Below are 16158 nucleotides of genomic sequence, written 5' to 3'. Positions count from 1 at the left end.
AAAAATCAGATCCAGATACTTCGCGACTGAAGGTGCCCGATGTTCAAAGTTTGTCGAAACTTCTTCCTTCCGATGCTGGCGCTGGGAATGTTCTTGTTCTCGCTTTACCACATCATGTTCGCCGCCGAAAAACTGCCCAAAGAAACGCCGATCGTCGAACCGCCACGACACTCGTTTACAGCGGGCATCTCGGGTACGGGGCTCGTGGAAGCACGCACGGAGAATATCGCATTGGGGACGGCTGTTGCCGGCGTGGTTCTGGAAGTGTGTGTGACCAACGATCAACTCGGGCAGCGTGTTTCAGCGGGAACTCCGCTGTTCCGAGTCGACGACCGCCATTTGCGAGCACAACTGCGAACGCAACAGGCCAATTTGCAACTGGCCGAAGCGCAGTTTCAACGGCTGCAGCAAATGCCTCGTCCAGAGGATATCCCGCCTAGCGAAGCGAAGGTCAAGGTGGCGGAAGCGAACCGGACGCGTTTAAAGGATCAACTCGATCGTGGCGAGCAACTGTTCGGCAAAAAGATCATGGCTGATGAAGAGTTCACGGCGCGCCGATTCACGTTCCTGGCGGCGGACCAGCAGTGGCAACAGGCTGTTGCAGAGGATGCCCTGCTGAAAGCCGGGGCATGGCAACAGGACAAAAATGTGTCGCACGCCTCCATTGAAACGGCGCGCGCGAGTGTCGCGAATCTCGAAACCGAAATCGAACGTTGCCTTGTCCGTGCTCCCGTCGACGGACAAATTCTGAAGATTGATGTCCGACCGGGTGAGTTTGTGAATGCCTCGGCAGCCAAGGCGTTAATTTTGCTCGGAGACCTTGACCGCCTTCGCGTTCGTGTTGATTTGGATGAGCGAGATATTTCGCGCTTCAAATCGGCGAGCCGTGCCAGTGCCACGCCCCGTGGCGCTACCGGAAATCGATTAAATTTGAGGTTTATTCGCGTCGAGCCCTATGTGATCCCCAAGAAGGCGTTTACGGGAGAGAACACCGAACGAATCGATACGCGAGTTCTGCAGGTGCTCTACGAGATCGACGACGACATTTCGGGCGTCTTCGTTGGTCAGCAGCTTGACGTCTCGATCGAGTACGAGACCAAATAGAATTGAATCCGAGTCCATTCGAACTTGCCAGGCTGCTGAATTGTGGCCTGCGAGAGTGATTGTCTCCGCAACGCAAGATATGATCCCTCTGGTTCGTCAGACAGCACGCGCTTGGCACCTAGGCTTTGGTCCTCGAAGGCTCCAACGCCTAGGCATGTTCGTTCTCGGGCGGCGGTCGACGATTCATCGCAAGCTGACGACATCGCTGTGGGATGGGTTCAGGATTCGTCAGCAATAGATTCGTCAATCAGTTCGCGAGCTGGGGCGAGTTCCAGGAGAGGGCCAAATGGAGTTCGCGCGGGTTCGACTTTTTCGATGTTGTCTCGCCCTGCTGTGGTCGATCGGGTTCAACCAAATCAGCCTCTTTGCTGATGAGAAAGCCGTAGCCACAGAACCCTCTGCCGCCGCGACTTCGACCGAGCCTGTTAAGGCAACGGACCACCGGATTGCCATCGTTCCATTCGATGCCGCGGGGGCTTCGATTGAAGGTCGTGCGTTGGGGGCCGCAATCAGCGACTTGCTTGCTGCGGATCTCTCGAAGGCGAGTACGGTTCGTTTCGTAAGCCGGGACGACGTCGACAAGTCAATCGTGACGGAAACACCGAATCCAGCCGACACCGCCGATCTGATGCTCACTGGAACAGTCCAAACGGAGGGGACGAAGCTTTCGTTGACCGCGCGGCTCGCCGTGGTAGGCGGCGGTGAGCAGATCGGCGAGTGGACGCTTGAAGGGTCAATCGATGACCTGTTTCGCCTGTGTGGTGAACTCGCACGCACGATTCTGGTCGATCGGGCCGTCGATTTCGCAAAGCAACGGCCACGTACTGAAGGTGAGACCGGATCGTCGCAAACTCTCGCCATCCTGCCGCTAGTGAATCGTTTTCCGCGCAAGCAGCCGGCAGACTTTGGTGCCAGACTGGCGGAGGTCATTCAGGGTGATCTGAGTGCCAGTTCCAGGATTTCACTGGTGGATCGTGATCGAGTAAATGTCTTGATGCCTGAGTTGGATCGGTCCGCGGCGGCGGATGCGGACCTCGAGACATTGATTCCACTTGGACGACAGCTTGGTGCTCAACGACTGCTTGTCGGGGCGTTTTGGCAACTCCAGAGCGAGGTCTGTATTCACATCCGATTGATCGATGCCAGCAACGGATCTGTGGTCGCTTGCCATAACTTCATTCAACCACGCGATCGTTTCGATGCGTTGAGAAGCGAGCTGGTGTCGCGTGTTCTGTCTGACATGGGGACGCAACCCGTCACCTCGACCGAGGACACTCTTGCCCCACAGGCGGTCGCTCGAACGCTGGAAGGAACCATTTGCCTCGCCGCGATTGTCCGTCTGGCGCGCCAGGGGAAGTCGAGCGAGGCGATTGATGTCTGTCAGCAAGCCCTCGCAATCGAACCTGGAAATCTTTGTTTTCATCGCGAACTCATTCCTCTGTTGCGGGCGGTCAACAAGGCCGAAGACGCGCTGCAGGCAGTTAGTGCGGCTGCGGCACGTCCCGAGTTTGCGATGGCATCAGAGTCGGATCGTAAGGCCATCATGGGCGGTGAACTGATTTCGCTATTCCGTCTACAGCGGTTTGCCGAAATGATTCCCGCCGCCGAGACGTACAAACGGTCCTTTCCTGATCCTCGCAGTGGAGACTTTGCGAATGCCTGGATCTGTACGGCACTCAACAGCCTGAAACGCGGTGACGAAATTGCCTCGTTCCTGGAAAAGAACGCGGCTGAAGAAACCGATCGTGCACATGACTGGGACAATTCGGCGTTGAAGAGGCTATATGCCTACTACCGTGATGATGCTCCCTTGCGACTTCGGACCCAATTGTTCACCCGTCGAATGCCATTTGACATCGAAGCGTCCAAAGCCCTCGCAAAAAAAGTGATGGCGATCTACGAGCGTGTGCTGACATCCGCAACGGGACATCAGGATGATGCGGCGAGTGATTGGGCCAAGCTGCTGATTCCTGATATTGCGACGACTTCGTATTTGGACAGCGCTGGGGTTTCGGTTCCGTTCTTGACGGTGGATCAGCAGATTGATGCCCTGCGTCGTGGGCTCCAAACATTCGGCTGGAACCCAGCAGCGGCATCAATCGGTCGATTTCGCTTGGCTCAATTGTTCGAGAGCACAAAAAAATGGGACGACGCGGTCTCGACCTACCGGCAATTGGCTCGAAGTTCGCAAGGTGCGGTCCTTTCGAATCTGCCGTCCACATGGGACTTGTCGACTGACGAACCAACATCATGGATCGATCGAAAAATCGAAGCCTACTATCGAGCTGCCAAGCTTCTTGATGAGTCTCTCGAACGTAAAGACGACGCGCGCGAAGCCTATCGGGAACTGGTTCGCGAAGTCGGCCTGGCGCATTTTGCCGGTCCCGATGCACTCGTTGCCATGAATCGATTGAAACTCACTCCCGAGTTTCCATCGAAGTGTGCGTTGATCTGGGGTGGCGAGACATCGGGCGTCCTTTCGTGGCAAAAGCGATTGGAGCCATTGGGGTTCAGCGTCCACACATTGCGAGATCTACGGGTCAATCCGCCTCAGCTGACTCCTTACTCTCTTGTCGTACTCAATCGTGCCGGAGACCTGCCCTACACGCCCCGGGAACTGTTGGCACTCCGATCATATGTGGCAGCGGGTGGTTCACTGCTTGTGATCGTTTCACCTGGCTGGGCACCATCGGCCTCCGGAATTCACAATCCACTTCTAGCGTTCTTCGGGATGGAATGTCAGGCCGAGTCTGTGATTGAGGCCATTTCTACGCGTCTTGCCGCGCATCCGATTGCGACCGGATTGACGCAAGTTATGGCGCGCAATGCCGTTCACATCCGGGCAAACGACGCCGCGACCGTTGTTCAGGCTCACGATCAGGTCGTATTGGCGGCGACGCCCTATCGATTTGGACGAGTCGTTGTGGCTTCATTTGGCCAATGGTACTTGCCAGACACGTCGATTCTGCCATCCGACTGGAAGAGTCTCGTGACCGCGGGACGAAAAGCAAATGTTCATCTCACCCCAGTCGAATTCGGTGATCGATTGGAGGTTCCTCTGCTTTCGAATGTCATTCGCTGGCTGACCCAAACGCAAAATCGCGATGCGAAGTTTGTCGCATGGCGTCGGTCGTGGGCTGAAGCTCAACTGACCGCTTGGCGTGCGCAGGCGCACGTCGAACCTGCGAGTATGCGGATTGTTCCCTGGGAAGAAATGCGTCCGGCACTTGAACGCGTCATCAAGAATGCCCCTGATTCGATGGCGAAAGAAGAGTCGCTCTGGATGGCAGCCGAAGCATTTCAGCAGATGGGATTTTATCACTTCGGAGAGAGCGGCGCAGAACCACGGCCGCCGTTGTCCTATCCGGCTTATGGTTACAATCCATTGAAGAAGACCCCGTTGCTTCCCGAAGCCAAGTACTACCAATTGTTGATTCAACAGTTTCCGCAAAGTCCCCTTCGACCCTATGCGGAATGGCGCTCTGCAGAGTGTCTTCGGCGCACCCGATTCGTGAGCGGTGCTCCCCAAGTAATCTCGACCGTTTCCGATGTCGAGACGCTCGTCTCGGAATATGAAAAGATTGATGCTCCAGCACGTTCGTATGCGCTAGCCTGGAAAAACTTGAGACTCGGGGCAATTGGGATCTCAACGGAAGACTATCAGGGAGCCATCCCCCGCTTTCAACACCTTGTCGATTCGATGTCGAACGGACCAGAGAAAACGATGGCCGTCCTGAACCTTGCGCTGTGCTATGAGAAACTGAATAATCCCACTGAAAGTCGTAGATTCTACGAATCTGTACTTCAGATGCCAGACATTCATTGGCGGCCGACGGCAGATTGGTTCATGCTCTGGGTTCCACTCACCACATACGCTGGCTATGTCCCGCCTGCATTCGGAGCTCGCGGCAACGCCTGGCAGTTGGCACGCGATGGGATCGCTCGTCTGAGCGACACAAAGTAAGCCTGATAGTTGTCGCTTTGAATTCGCACGTGGTGTTGTACGGACATTGGACACCACGCCAGAGCGATCCGTGACCTGACCTACTGGGGCCCCCTGCCGATTCCAGACATTAACCCGCTCTCGTTAGGGACATCGGCGGCGACAAGTATCGCGCGGTCGAATGAATTCACCGTCACAATCAGTTGGTACTTTTTGAAGAGACTCGGCCAGCGAAACATGAGTTCATGCTGGACTTCGGGAACTTCGTCTTCCAGAAACGTCAACGGCTTGAAATAGCGTATCTTCAGATTGCGGAACGTAATTCCGTCGATATGGTTTTCGATCTCGTCACGCGGAATTCCAATCCGCCTTCCAGAAGGAGATGGAGTTGCAATCGCTTGCTCCAAGCGGCTGAGCGACGATTGAAACAGGCGAAGCGAAGTCCATTCAATTGCGACGATGACCAACAGCACCGAAATTCCGGTCCAGACGATGATGCGCTCTCGCCGAGAACGCTTGCGAACAGGTTTGGCGTCTTCAACAGGTGGTACGTTCGCAGATTCCATCGCACGCTCTCCTGATTTTCTTTCAGTTGCCGTCTTTCACGCTGGGGAGTTCGGGACCACACTCCGCCAGCAGGATTCTTGATGTGACCGATTTCGAAACCTCATTGTCACGTTGCAGATGATGATGAAACTGGTTGGGGATCGGGATCGTGCCATCCGCCATCAGGGATGATCGTCGAAGTGGCTTCCGGTGGTCCCCAGGTATTTGGCTCATACTCGTGAAGCGGTGTCATATTGCCCAGGATTGGCTCGACAATCCGCCAGGATGACTCGACCGAATCCTGTCTGGCGAACAGCGCGGCATCGCCGAATGCGGCATCACCCAGCAGTCGATCGTAGGGGTCCATCTCATCCACGGCTTGATGTGTAGCTACCAGTTCGATCGCTTCCCCCTTCATGAGTTCACCCACCTTTTTCACTTTTGTACCCAAGGCGATGACCACCTGAGGACTGAGGCGAAATCGATAGTAGTTTGCGCGTAGCGACTCGGAGTCGTCCAGCATCGGATGGGGACGCCGCTTGAACCGAACCATCACTTCGGTCGTTGTCACCGGCAGGCACTTTCCAGCTCGCACGAAGAACGGTACGCCGTCCCAGCGTGCATTGTCGATCATGAAACGCACGGCGGCAAAGGTCTCGACTTGTGACGCCGGATTGACCCCTGGTTCATTGCGGTAGCCCTGAAATTGTCCGCGGACGATATCGGCTGGCTTGAGGGTTCGCACGGCTTCCAGAAGCTTTCCGCGGGCGTCACGTCGTGCCTCGTGATCCTGCGATACGGGGCACTCCATAGCCAGACAGGCGATGACTTGAAGCATATGATTCTGCACGACGTCTCGAATCGCCCCTGCTTCTTCGTAGAACTTGCCGCGACCTGCAACGCCGAAATTTTCGGCCATGGTGATCTGAACGCTTTCAATATTTCGCGAGTTCCAGGCTGCGTCGATCAGTGGATTGGCAAATCGGTAGTAGATCAGGTTTTGTACCGGCTCTTTCCCGAGATAATGGTCAATTCGAAAGATCGATTCTTCTGGAAAGTATTCGTGAAGAATCCGATTCAAATCCCTGGCCGATTCCAGATCGCGACCAAACGGTTTTTCGACGATGACTCGTGCCCCGTGAACGCAACCGGATTTGGCCAATCCCTCGGCGACGGTCCCAAACAGGCTGGGGGTGATCGCAAGATAGTTCAATGGTCGCTGTGCCGTTCCAAGTGCCGTGCGGATCTTCTGATATGTTTCCGGTTCACGATAATCGCCGCTGACATACTTCAGTTGCTGGCACATTGTTTCGTAGGTTGCGGAGTCGAACTGAGCGTGCTGCTCCAGGCTGTTGCGAGCGCGTGTTTTGAACTGATCAAGACTCAAGTTGTCGATTGCCACACCAATGATGGGAACGTGCATCCGTCCACGCCGTATCAGCGACTGCAGTGCGGGAAAGATTTTCTTGAAGGCGAGATCGCCTGTGGCACCAAAGAAAACAAAGGCATCCGAAACGAGCGCCGTCATTGAATGCCTCCGTGTTCAGGTTTCGGTTCGTCGGCTTTTTCGTGATGGCCGCCGAATTGGAATCGCAGGGCAGAAAGCAGCTTGTCAGCGAATCCGGCCTCGCCCCGTGAACTGAATCGCTCGAACAGCGCGGCGCTAAGGACCGGGATAGGCACTGCTTCATCGATCGCCGCTTGCACGGTCCACCGCCCTTCGCCTGAATCCGAGACTCGGCCGGCGAATTTTGAGAGGTCGGAATTCTCGAAGAGAGCGATGGCGGTCAAGTCGAGCAACCACGACGAAATCACACTGCCTCGTCGCCAGACTTCCGCGATATCCGCCAGGTTCAGGTCGTATTGGTAGTGTTCGGGATGCCGAAGTGGAGTTGTTTCGGCATCGGCCGTCACGGCTGTTTTACCCGCATTCGCGTGTCGCAAAATGTTCATTCCTTCGGCGTACGCGGCCATTAGTCCATATTCAATTCCGTTGTGAACCATCTTCACAAAGTGCCCGGCCCCATTCGGTCCGCAATGCAGGTATCCGCGCTCGGCTGTGCCCACGTTCGAATTTGGCGTTGCGACATGTTGCCGACTGGGTGTCCGTGGTGCTGCTTCGATTCCCGGCGCCAGTGTCGCAAACACGGGATCGAGATGTTGTATCACCGCCTGTTCGCCCCCAATCATCAGGCAATAGCCGCGATCGGCTCCCCATACCCCACCGCTGGTGCCCACGTCGACGTAGTGAATTCCCTTTGGCTTTAGCTCCGTCGCACGGCGGATATCATCGTGATAATACGAATTTCCTCCGTCGATCACGATATCTCCGGGACTGAGCAGTGGGACCAGGCCTGTGATTGTCGAATCAACGACGGCGGCGGGAACCATAAGCCAAATAGCGCGAGGGGACTTCAACTTTTGCACGAATTCACCGAGTGACGATCCTCCAACCGCGCCCTCTTGAACGAGTGGCTGTGAGGCCGCCGGATGAACGTCGTAGACGACACAGTGATGACCGGCTCGCAGCAGGCGACGCACCATGCTCGCCCCCATTCGTCCCAGTCCGATCATTCCGATTTCCACATTCTGTTCCTTGTTTTGGTCAACACGGAATCACTCGGTTGGTCGTTTCATACGATTCATTAGTACGGATGCGATTGGACAACAGACAGGTGTGATCAGCCCCACGATCAAAAAAGTAAGATCTCGTAAGCAATTCCTTTGCCAAGGTGGAAAGGCTGACAGAAATCAATCGATCGAAGGCATTGCCTTCGCAAGGCGGCGCACCGATTGCACACGGATCAGTGGTGCGGTAAACGCGCACTGACCGTTCATTGTCGGGTGTTTGCATACCGGAGACAACTGTTTGCACGGCGTTCATTGAGCGACGATCTTGGCAAAGTTCCTTCCAGTGTGATGATCGAAACCAGAGCATCAAAAAGAATGACACGGACCAGGATAACTTTTCAGATTAGCCTCATTTGGGGAGTTCTTTCGCTTTGAATCAACCCGAGATGAATCATTTTTCTCAAGGCAATCTTACGCAATTTACGGGCCCCCCGCAGCCTTCGATTGCCTCAACGGTCATTGAAACGCGGTCATTGACGAAGGCGTATGGCACATTGAAGGCGGTTGATGGCTTGTCGCTGTCGATCGAAGCGGGACGGATTTTCGGCTTGCTTGGCCCTAATGGCGCGGGCAAAAGCACGCTCATGAAAATGTTAGTCACCTTGCTGCCACCGACCAGCGGCTCCGCAACGATTGCGGGATGTGACTTGCTGAAACACCCCGCGCAGGTACGTCGCTCGATCGGATATGTTCCTCAGTTGCTCTCAGCCGACGCGATGCTGAGCGGTTATGAAAACCTTCTGATATTTGCGAAGTTGTATGACCTGCCGAAAGCGGACCGCGAGGCACGAATCGCCGATGCTTTGCAATCCGCCGACTTGCAGAACGTCGCGAGTCATCTTGTAAGCTCCTACTCTGGGGGGATGGTTCGACGCCTGGAAATCGTGACGGCGATGTTGCATCGTCCTAAGGTCTTGTTTCTGGATGAACCCTCCGTTGGACTCGATCCCGTCGCACGAAGTAGCGTCTGGCAACAGATTCGCGAACTTGTGGCGAACTATGGGACGACCGTTGTGCTCACCACACACTTCATGGACGAGGCCAATGCATTGTGTGACCGCATCGCGATCATGAGCATCGGAAAAATCAGAGCATTGGGATCCGTTGCGGAACTTAAGGCAGGTATGAATCGGCCTGATGCAACGTTGGATGAGATCTTCGCATATTACTCGCGTTCAACGGTCGAATCAGGAGAACGAATTCGTGACATCGCCAATACTCGTCGCGCCTCCGCTCGGCTCGGCTGATGACATGTCGCTGAGTACGATGACGTCGGTTGGCCAGTTTGTCCGCAAGACTCTGGCGATCGTTGGGATGGATCTAAGAAAGCTGCGCCGCGATCCCAGCGAGTTGCTGACGCGTGCCATCCAGCCAGCCCTGTGGCTGCTCGTGTTCGGCCAAGTCTTCACGCACGCGCGAGCCATCCCCACGGGCGACCTGCCTTATCAGGATTTTATGGCTCCAGGCATCCTCGCTCAAAGCGTGCTCTTCATCGCGATCTTTTTCGGAATTGCCGTAATTTGGGAACGTGACCTGGGGATTGTGCATAAGCTACTGGCGACCCCAACGCCGCGGGCGGCTTTAGTGTTGGGGAAAGGGCTGTCAGCGGGTGTCCGCGCCATTTCGCAGGCCGTGATTGTCTACTTTCTGGCCTGGATGCTGGGAATTCGATTGAACTGGAATCCATTTGCGATTGCGGGTGTGCTTCTGGTTGTTGTGTTGGGCGCGGCGTTGTTCTCGACGTTTTCCCTGACGATCGCCTGCCTCGTAAAAACGCGTGAGCGATTTATGGGGATTGGCCAGGTCTTAACCATGCCAATGTTCTTCGCAAGCAATGCAATCTATCCGATCGTCATGATGCCGCCCTGGTTGAAATTCATCGCGCATGGCAATCCTTTGACCTACGAAGTGGACGCACTTCGCGCATTGATGCTGGCGAACAGTCACAGTGAGTTTGGTCTCGGCCTCGACTTTGGCGTCCTGGTTGGCACGACCGTGCTGTTGACGCTGATCGGCGCGGCTCTCTATCCCCGCCTCGCATATTGACGGTTGCCTGTTCATGTGAATACGTATTTTGGGGTAGAGAAAAGGACCGTCAAGTTCCAAGCAGGCATTCGTTCGATCAGATGACACATGGGGGCAGCCCGTATTTGTTGGAAAACCGACAAGCAGAATCGAACAATGCGCGTCGAGGTCATGTCGATTTCCATGGTCATTGAGTGGATTCTCGTTGTGATAAAGCGATGAATGCAGATGCGTTTGCGCGAGATGTCAAGTCGGGTGATCGTTTCTTTGGACCTGCGGGCTTTTCTCACTCTCGTTTCGAGCCTCTTCGGCCCAGGCTTTGCTTCGTATAATTGTGTGATCAAGTCCAGATTCAGGCGGAGTGGGTTCTCGTATCTGGACATTTGTGAGTTGCAATTTCTCGGATTTCTGGCTCGGGGACCGAACTGAAATCTCATTGGCGGGCTGTGAGGCGGAACGATGGAAAAGCGTTGGGTTTGGCCATTCGAACTGCTCGATAAGATCGGTGAAGGCGGAATGGGCGAGGTTTACCGCGCCCGTTATGTGGGAAATAACCGCCGTGTCGCCGTGAAGCTTCTGCCACTGAATGCGGCGGAAAACAAGACTCTTCTAGCGCGGTTTGAACGCGAAATGGACGTTCTGAAGCAGCTCGATCATCCCAATATCGTGCGTTGCTTTGGTGGAACCTGCGAAAGCAAGCAGCAGTTTTATGCGATGGAACTTGTTGAAGGCGGCACCCTGTCGCAGTTGATTCATCTCAAAGGTCGCCTGTCCTGGGAAACGGCGGTTGACTATGCCATGCAGATGTGTGATGCACTACAGTACGCGCACAATCATGGTGTGATTCACCGCGACATCAAGCCGAGCAACTTCCTCGTATCGAAGACCGGGCATCTGAAACTGAGTGACTTCGGACTTATCACCGTGTCCACGGGACGCCGTCTGACCGCCACTGGTCGCACCTTGGGGACGGTCGAATACATGTCTCCAGAACAGATTCGCGGGAATCCCCTGTCGAATCGTTCAGATTTGTATGCGCTCGGCTGCGTCATCTATGAAATGTTGACCGGACAACCGCCATTTCTGGGTGACAACCAACCCGAAATTATGCACAAGCATTTGAAAGACCCTATTCCGCACGCGTCGCGGAAACATATCGAGATTCCACTGGAACTCGACACGTTGATCTGTGATTTGCTCGCCAAATCGGCTGAAGCGCGTCCTGAATCGGCTGATAGGGTCAAACAACGATTGCAGGACATCTTGCAGCCTGGGCGTCGTGTCGTTGCCGTCGAACCGACGTTGGTACCGACTCGTTCATCAATGCCCACGTCGGTCGTACCCCTGAAAGGCATGAAGGAAAGCAGTGATTCGATTTCCTTCCTGCCAGCGCCCAGCGACTCTCGTGCTCGTGCGGCATGGGAGTGGGGCTTAAGTATCGCCATGATGGTCTTTTGTTTGATTGGCTGGGGAGGCTGGAAAGCGTCCGAGTCGCGAATGCTCATCGCCGAAAACGCACTCGTTGAGCAGATGGCCCAACCTGATCCAACAGCGCAGCTCTTTGCCATCAACACACTCGCCAAGTTCAGCACACTGCACTCAGAAACGATTGCCAAACTGTATGCGGCCACCAAAGACGGTCCGGAAAACGTGAAAGTTGCCGCACTCGGAGCCCTTGCCCGCCATGCCAACGAAAGCCGCGGGATTCGCTGGGAAATCTACAAGCTGCAGCGTAATTCTGATGTCAGCTCGAATGTCCGCAATCAGGCCGAGCAAACATTCAACGTCCTTAACGAAGCCTCAGGCCGTTCTTTGCTCCAGTCGTTGATGAGTTGGGGAATCTATCTGGTGGTATTCTCCGCGATTGCAACCGGAGGCTGGTTCGTCTGGCAGCGCATTCGTGCCCAATTGGAATTTGCCTAATCGCTCCTGCTCTGTCGCGTCGATGGGGGCGAGTACAGTGCTGGCTGACTGACAGGTTGATGTCACCAAGCTATTCATCGACGGATGGATCGGGCGGCCTGCGACTCCTTCAACAACTCTGTTTTTCGTCGTCTCGGTTGTCGACGACAACGGCTGAAAGGCAGTCAGGTTTCGTGCTCGATCCATCGGTCCAGTTCTTCATAGAGGCATCATTTTGGAGCCGGATGTAGAAGTTCTTGAATCTCGTCCGTCAAGAGGATCAGAGGGACGGTCATCAAATGTTCGTTCGTTCCGCTCCAGCAGTGAACCAGGACATCGCAGGACAATGTGAACGATGGGGCGACCTCGATATTGGCGGTCCGCCTTCGCTGGACGAGCTTCCTCTTAACGGGGACTGTGGCAGCGATCTTTCTTGTGGCCAAATCGAGGACAACAAGCTCGATGTGCACGTTGTCAAATCATTTGAGCTTGTCCAAGTCAACTTCAAACTCGCGCCGAACATTCTGTTTGTCGACGGACGGAACCTTGTCGACCTTGATCGGGCGATTCGCGTCCTTGAATTTCTTCTGAGTTGCCCTTTCAGTGCTAAGGTTAGCAGCTAGCGCCACGGCCGCTATCTGCCGAAGCCGATTAATCAAATCACTTGTTGTGTAACAGGCGATTTCCAGTTCAGGGCATTCAATGTTCGTCGTTTCACGGGAACCGCGTTCGTTGCGCCGCGAATCCCTTGCTCATCGCCCTGTCGTTCGCCAGAATCTAGACAAACTGTCACGATTTCTCGTGAAGCAGAGCATGCGGAACAAGTGAAGACTCGATACCGAACGCCGGCATTTTCCACGACTGCTTGGCTCCTACTGGTCGAGCGGTCGTCCCGTTGACGCTGTTCTCCGCGTGGCTTCCTCTTTGCAGGCCAGGATCAGCGAAAGTCGCAGGATTCGATCCAAAATGAACTATTTTCAGCCTCTGCGACGGAAGCTCAGCGTGGCGATGTTACTCGTTGCGTGCGTGTTCTGGGGTGCATGGCTGACGAGTATGAGACAAGACGATTATCTCTACCTGTGTCCCTCAAGATCCAATCATATTGTGGTAAACTGTGGCGGGGTCGTGACTTGGATGGTTTGTTCGTACCCGACGCACGCTCAGGCAATTGCGCGTACCGATATGATCTTCAATCCGCCAAACAAAAAGTTATGGCTCGGGTGGATTGCGACCAAGCGATTCGGGGGGCCAAGGATTGTGTATTGGGACTCTGCGACTCAATCTTCGTGCTATCAGTTTGGCGATTTCGCGATCGTAGTTGCTTCCCTTCGCAAAAACGAACATGTGATCTCCGTGTCGATGCCCCATTGGTCAATTGTCCTCCCGTTGACGTTGATTTCCACCTGGTTCCTGTTCTCGAAGCCCCGCCAAGTTAGCAGGCCACAATCGCCCATTTCGGAGCCGGAATTTCAATGAGCGACTTCAAATCCTGGCGGAGAATGCTCGGCGTCGCGATGCTGGTAACGGCGTGTGTGTTTATGGCCGGCTGGGTGAGGAGCCTCACAGTTGTAGATGGAGTTAATTTTCGTCGCACCAACACGAATATTCATTTCATGGGCTCCAATCAAGGACGTTTGTCCTGGATACGGTTGCAGGAATCACATCCATTCGAGATTAGCGTCCCCAAATTCTATATGACTGGTGACGCGTTCTCGTACCACCCACTCGATAACGTTCAACAAATTGGATGGCACTGGAAGTCTTGCGGGTTTGAAGGCGGGGAAATCACTCTTCGTATCACTGGCTGGCGAAGGTCGTTTCTGCTCGTTCCTTACTGGTCAATCGTCGTTCCATTGATCGCAATCTCCGCGTGGCTGCTTCTCAGCAAGCCACGCGGAGATTGCGATATTCACGAACTCGCTTCGTAGCTGTTCACAGTCCGCCTCGCTTCGGATTCGACATTCTTCTTGCGTTTGGCGCGAAGTCCTTCCAAGTTGACGGCCCGACGCTCTTCATCAGTCCGCCAGTTTTCGAAATGATCGATCCGCTTGTCACGGATTTGCGTGCAATCGATGGAACGTTCGCGGCGGATGTTCCGCCGGAACGAGTTTCAATTCCTGATTCGACAGAAACGCAGGAAAGAGCTTTCGCATCGCCAGGTGTGGAGCATTCACTATTTTGGGGTGCGCCCGGCTTGCAGGGCGTGACCTTCGTGGAGATACTTCCGAAGTGCTGCATCTGGGGCAGTCCAGACGCCGAAATAGTGGACCCGACCGCAAATTTTTCGTTTGCCATTGGCCGTTACTTGCAGTGGTTTGTGGAAAATTCTCGCGGGGGCTCGTTGAGCTTGGTCTACTTTTCGGCCTCAGGCCAGTCCCCCGTGCTTAGCCGCGATACGTCGTCGAATGGTCGTTTTCGCGTTTTCGAAACGGCGTTCGGAGCGTGAAAACACGACAAAACGAGCAGAAGCGCCCGTAGCTCAGCTGGATAGAGCAACGGATTTCTAATCCGTCGGTCAGGGGTTCGAATCCCTTCGGGCGTAATCACTTACGACACTTCTCAGTGATTGCAGATCGATAGGCACATCGCCGGTCGGCGAATCTGTCCAAGTCGGTGAGCCCCATTTGGGGGGCGTTTTCTGAAATCTCAATTGTCTTCGGTTTGGGATCTCCTCGCGTCAATCAAAAAATAATCCCTGGGCTGGACTGCATATGTGTATTATAGTAGTAATGCACATATGCAGTCCAGCACGTCCAACTTCCAGGTAAGCATCTCCTCCGGCGTGCCGATTTATCGGCAGTTGATGGATCAGGTTCGCGCACTCGTCGCCAGTGGGCGGCTGGCGGAAGGGGACTTGCTCCCATCCGTGCGGCAGCTCGGCCAGGACCTGCAAATCAACCAGATGACCGTGTCCAAGGCCTATTCGCTGCTGGAGCGCGACGGGGTCGTCGAACGCGTGCGTGGGCACGGGATGCGCATCAACCAAAGATTGCCCAAGGGAACGGTCAAGGAACGGCAGGATGAGCTGCGGTCGCTGTTGGAGCAGGTGGCCGCGCAGGCGTATCAGTTGGCCCTGACACGGGAGCAAGTGCTGGCGGCCCTCGACCCTCTACTAAAGGAACGCGGCAATGAGTGAAACGATGCTCGACCTGCGCGGAGTTTCGAAAAGCTTCGGTCACAAGCCTGTGCTGAAAGAAGTCGATCTAAGCTTGTCGGCAGGCTCGGTCTTAGGCCTCGTGGGCAAGAATGGCTCCGGCAAGACGACGTTGCTCAAATGCGTGTTGGGCCTGCAACACCCTCAGCACGGCGACGTCCGTATCTTGGGCGAGCCGGCTTTGGAGCTCAGCGCTGCGGGCAAGGAACGGCTGGGCTACGTGCCGCAGAAAATTGACCTCTATCCTTGGATGAAGATCCGACAGATCACCGCCTACACGGGCGCTTTCTATCCCAGGTGGAACAAGGCATTGGTTGAACAGTTGCTGCGCGAATGGGAGCTGAACCCGGAAGACCTTGTCGGGCCGTTGTCGGTCGGCCAAACGCAAAAGCTTGCGATCATCTTAGCCCTCGGTCATGAGCCGGATCTGCTGGTCCTCGACGAGCCTGCTGCCAGCTTGGATCCCGTGGCGCGGCGGCAGTTTTTGGAAACGCTGCTCGGCATGGTCGGCGCGCGCACGGTGATCTTCTCAACGCACATTACCTCGGACTTGGAGCGTGTCGCCGACCGCGTCGCGGTCCTCAAGGACGGCAAGATCGTCTACAGCGGAGAACTGGATGCTCTCAAGGACAGCGTGAAGCGGCTACATGTTCAGTCGGCTGCGCCCTTGCCGGAAGGTACTTTCAGCGTGCCCGGCATGTTGAACGCGAAGGTAACCGGCAACCAGGCAGTGGTGAGCGTGCACGACTTTACGGCGGATTTGCCCGAACGAATCGGCCAACTGTGGTCGGCGTCCGTGGCGGTACAGGATCTCAATCTCGAGGATATTTTCCTGGAGCTGCATCATGAGTGA

At 55.1% G+C, this 16158-nt stretch carries 11 protein-coding genes and 1 tRNA gene; 9 read left to right on the top strand and 3 right to left on the bottom strand.

Going from position 1 to position 16158, the window contains the following annotated elements:
• Window positions 1–39 precede the first annotated feature (39 nt).
• Both OSO_RS45370 and OSO_RS0127450 read left to right on the top strand, forming a co-directional pair.
• Window positions 40–1104, top strand: coding sequence for an HlyD family secretion protein (locus OSO_RS45370; protein ID WP_010586208.1), 1065 nt, complete (start codon window positions 40–42; stop codon window positions 1102–1104).
• A gap of 286 nt (window positions 1105–1390) precedes the next feature.
• Window positions 1391–5068 carry a tetratricopeptide repeat protein gene (locus OSO_RS0127450; protein WP_010586207.1) on the top strand — a complete coding sequence of 1226 codons (3678 nt, stop codon included), beginning with the start codon at window positions 1391–1393 and terminating at the stop codon, window positions 5066–5068.
• 80 nt (window positions 5069–5148) lie between these two features.
• On the opposite strand, the gene OSO_RS0127445 is transcribed toward OSO_RS0127450, so the two are convergent.
• The 3 genes from OSO_RS0127445 to gnd form a co-directional block, all read right to left on the bottom strand.
• Window positions 5149–5613, bottom strand: a complete 465-nt coding sequence (locus tag OSO_RS0127445; RefSeq protein ID WP_010586206.1) for a hypothetical protein — start codon at window positions 5611–5613, stop codon at window positions 5149–5151.
• Between the two features lie 107 nt (window positions 5614–5720).
• Entirely contained in the window at window positions 5721–7121 is a 1401-nt protein-coding gene (gene zwf / locus OSO_RS0127440) for a glucose-6-phosphate dehydrogenase (protein ID WP_010586205.1), read from the bottom strand.
• On the bottom strand, window positions 7118–8179 hold the full coding sequence (gnd, locus tag OSO_RS0127435; RefSeq protein ID WP_010586204.1) for a phosphogluconate dehydrogenase (NAD(+)-dependent, decarboxylating): 1062 nt from the start codon (window positions 8177–8179) through the stop codon (window positions 7118–7120). The genes zwf and gnd overlap by 4 nt, the downstream gene beginning before the upstream one ends.
• A 431-nt stretch (window positions 8180–8610) precedes the next feature.
• On the opposite strand from gnd, the gene OSO_RS0127425 reads away from it, so the two are divergent.
• The 7 genes from OSO_RS0127425 (at window position 8611) to OSO_RS0127360 (ending at window position 16158) form a co-directional block, all read left to right on the top strand.
• Window positions 8611–9471 carry an ABC transporter ATP-binding protein gene (locus OSO_RS0127425; protein ID WP_010586202.1) on the top strand — a complete coding sequence of 287 codons (861 nt, stop codon included), beginning with the start codon at window positions 8611–8613 and terminating at the stop codon, window positions 9469–9471.
• Between the two features lie 4 nt (window positions 9472–9475).
• A complete protein-coding gene (locus OSO_RS0127420) occupies window positions 9476–10270 on the top strand; it encodes an ABC transporter permease (RefSeq protein WP_010586201.1) in 795 nt (264 codons plus the stop codon).
• A 438-nt stretch (window positions 10271–10708) separates the two neighbouring features.
• Entirely contained in the window at window positions 10709–12172 is a 1464-nt protein-coding gene (locus OSO_RS48660; RefSeq protein WP_010586199.1) for a serine/threonine protein kinase, read from the top strand.
• A 1451-nt stretch (window positions 12173–13623) separates the two neighbouring features.
• A complete protein-coding gene (locus OSO_RS0127380; RefSeq protein WP_029247546.1) occupies window positions 13624–14079 on the top strand; it encodes a hypothetical protein in 456 nt (151 codons plus the stop codon).
• 540 nt (window positions 14080–14619) lie between these two features.
• Window positions 14620–14693 (top strand) — tRNA-Arg (locus tag OSO_RS0127370).
• A 195-nt stretch (window positions 14694–14888) separates the two neighbouring features.
• Window positions 14889–15287 carry a GntR family transcriptional regulator gene (locus OSO_RS0127365; protein ID WP_010586193.1) on the top strand — a complete coding sequence of 133 codons (399 nt, stop codon included), beginning with the start codon at window positions 14889–14891 and terminating at the stop codon, window positions 15285–15287.
• Window positions 15280–16158, top strand: coding sequence for an ABC transporter ATP-binding protein (locus OSO_RS0127360; protein ID WP_010586192.1), 879 nt, complete (start codon window positions 15280–15282; stop codon window positions 16156–16158). Before OSO_RS0127365 ends, OSO_RS0127360 begins: the two co-directional genes overlap by 8 nt.

It is taken from the genome of Schlesneria paludicola DSM 18645 (assembly GCF_000255655.1).
GTDB lineage: Bacteria > Planctomycetota > Planctomycetia > Planctomycetales > Planctomycetaceae > Schlesneria > Schlesneria paludicola.
The sequence above is the reverse complement of the archived record's forward strand: the minus strand, read 5'-3'. Positions and strand labels throughout refer to the sequence as shown.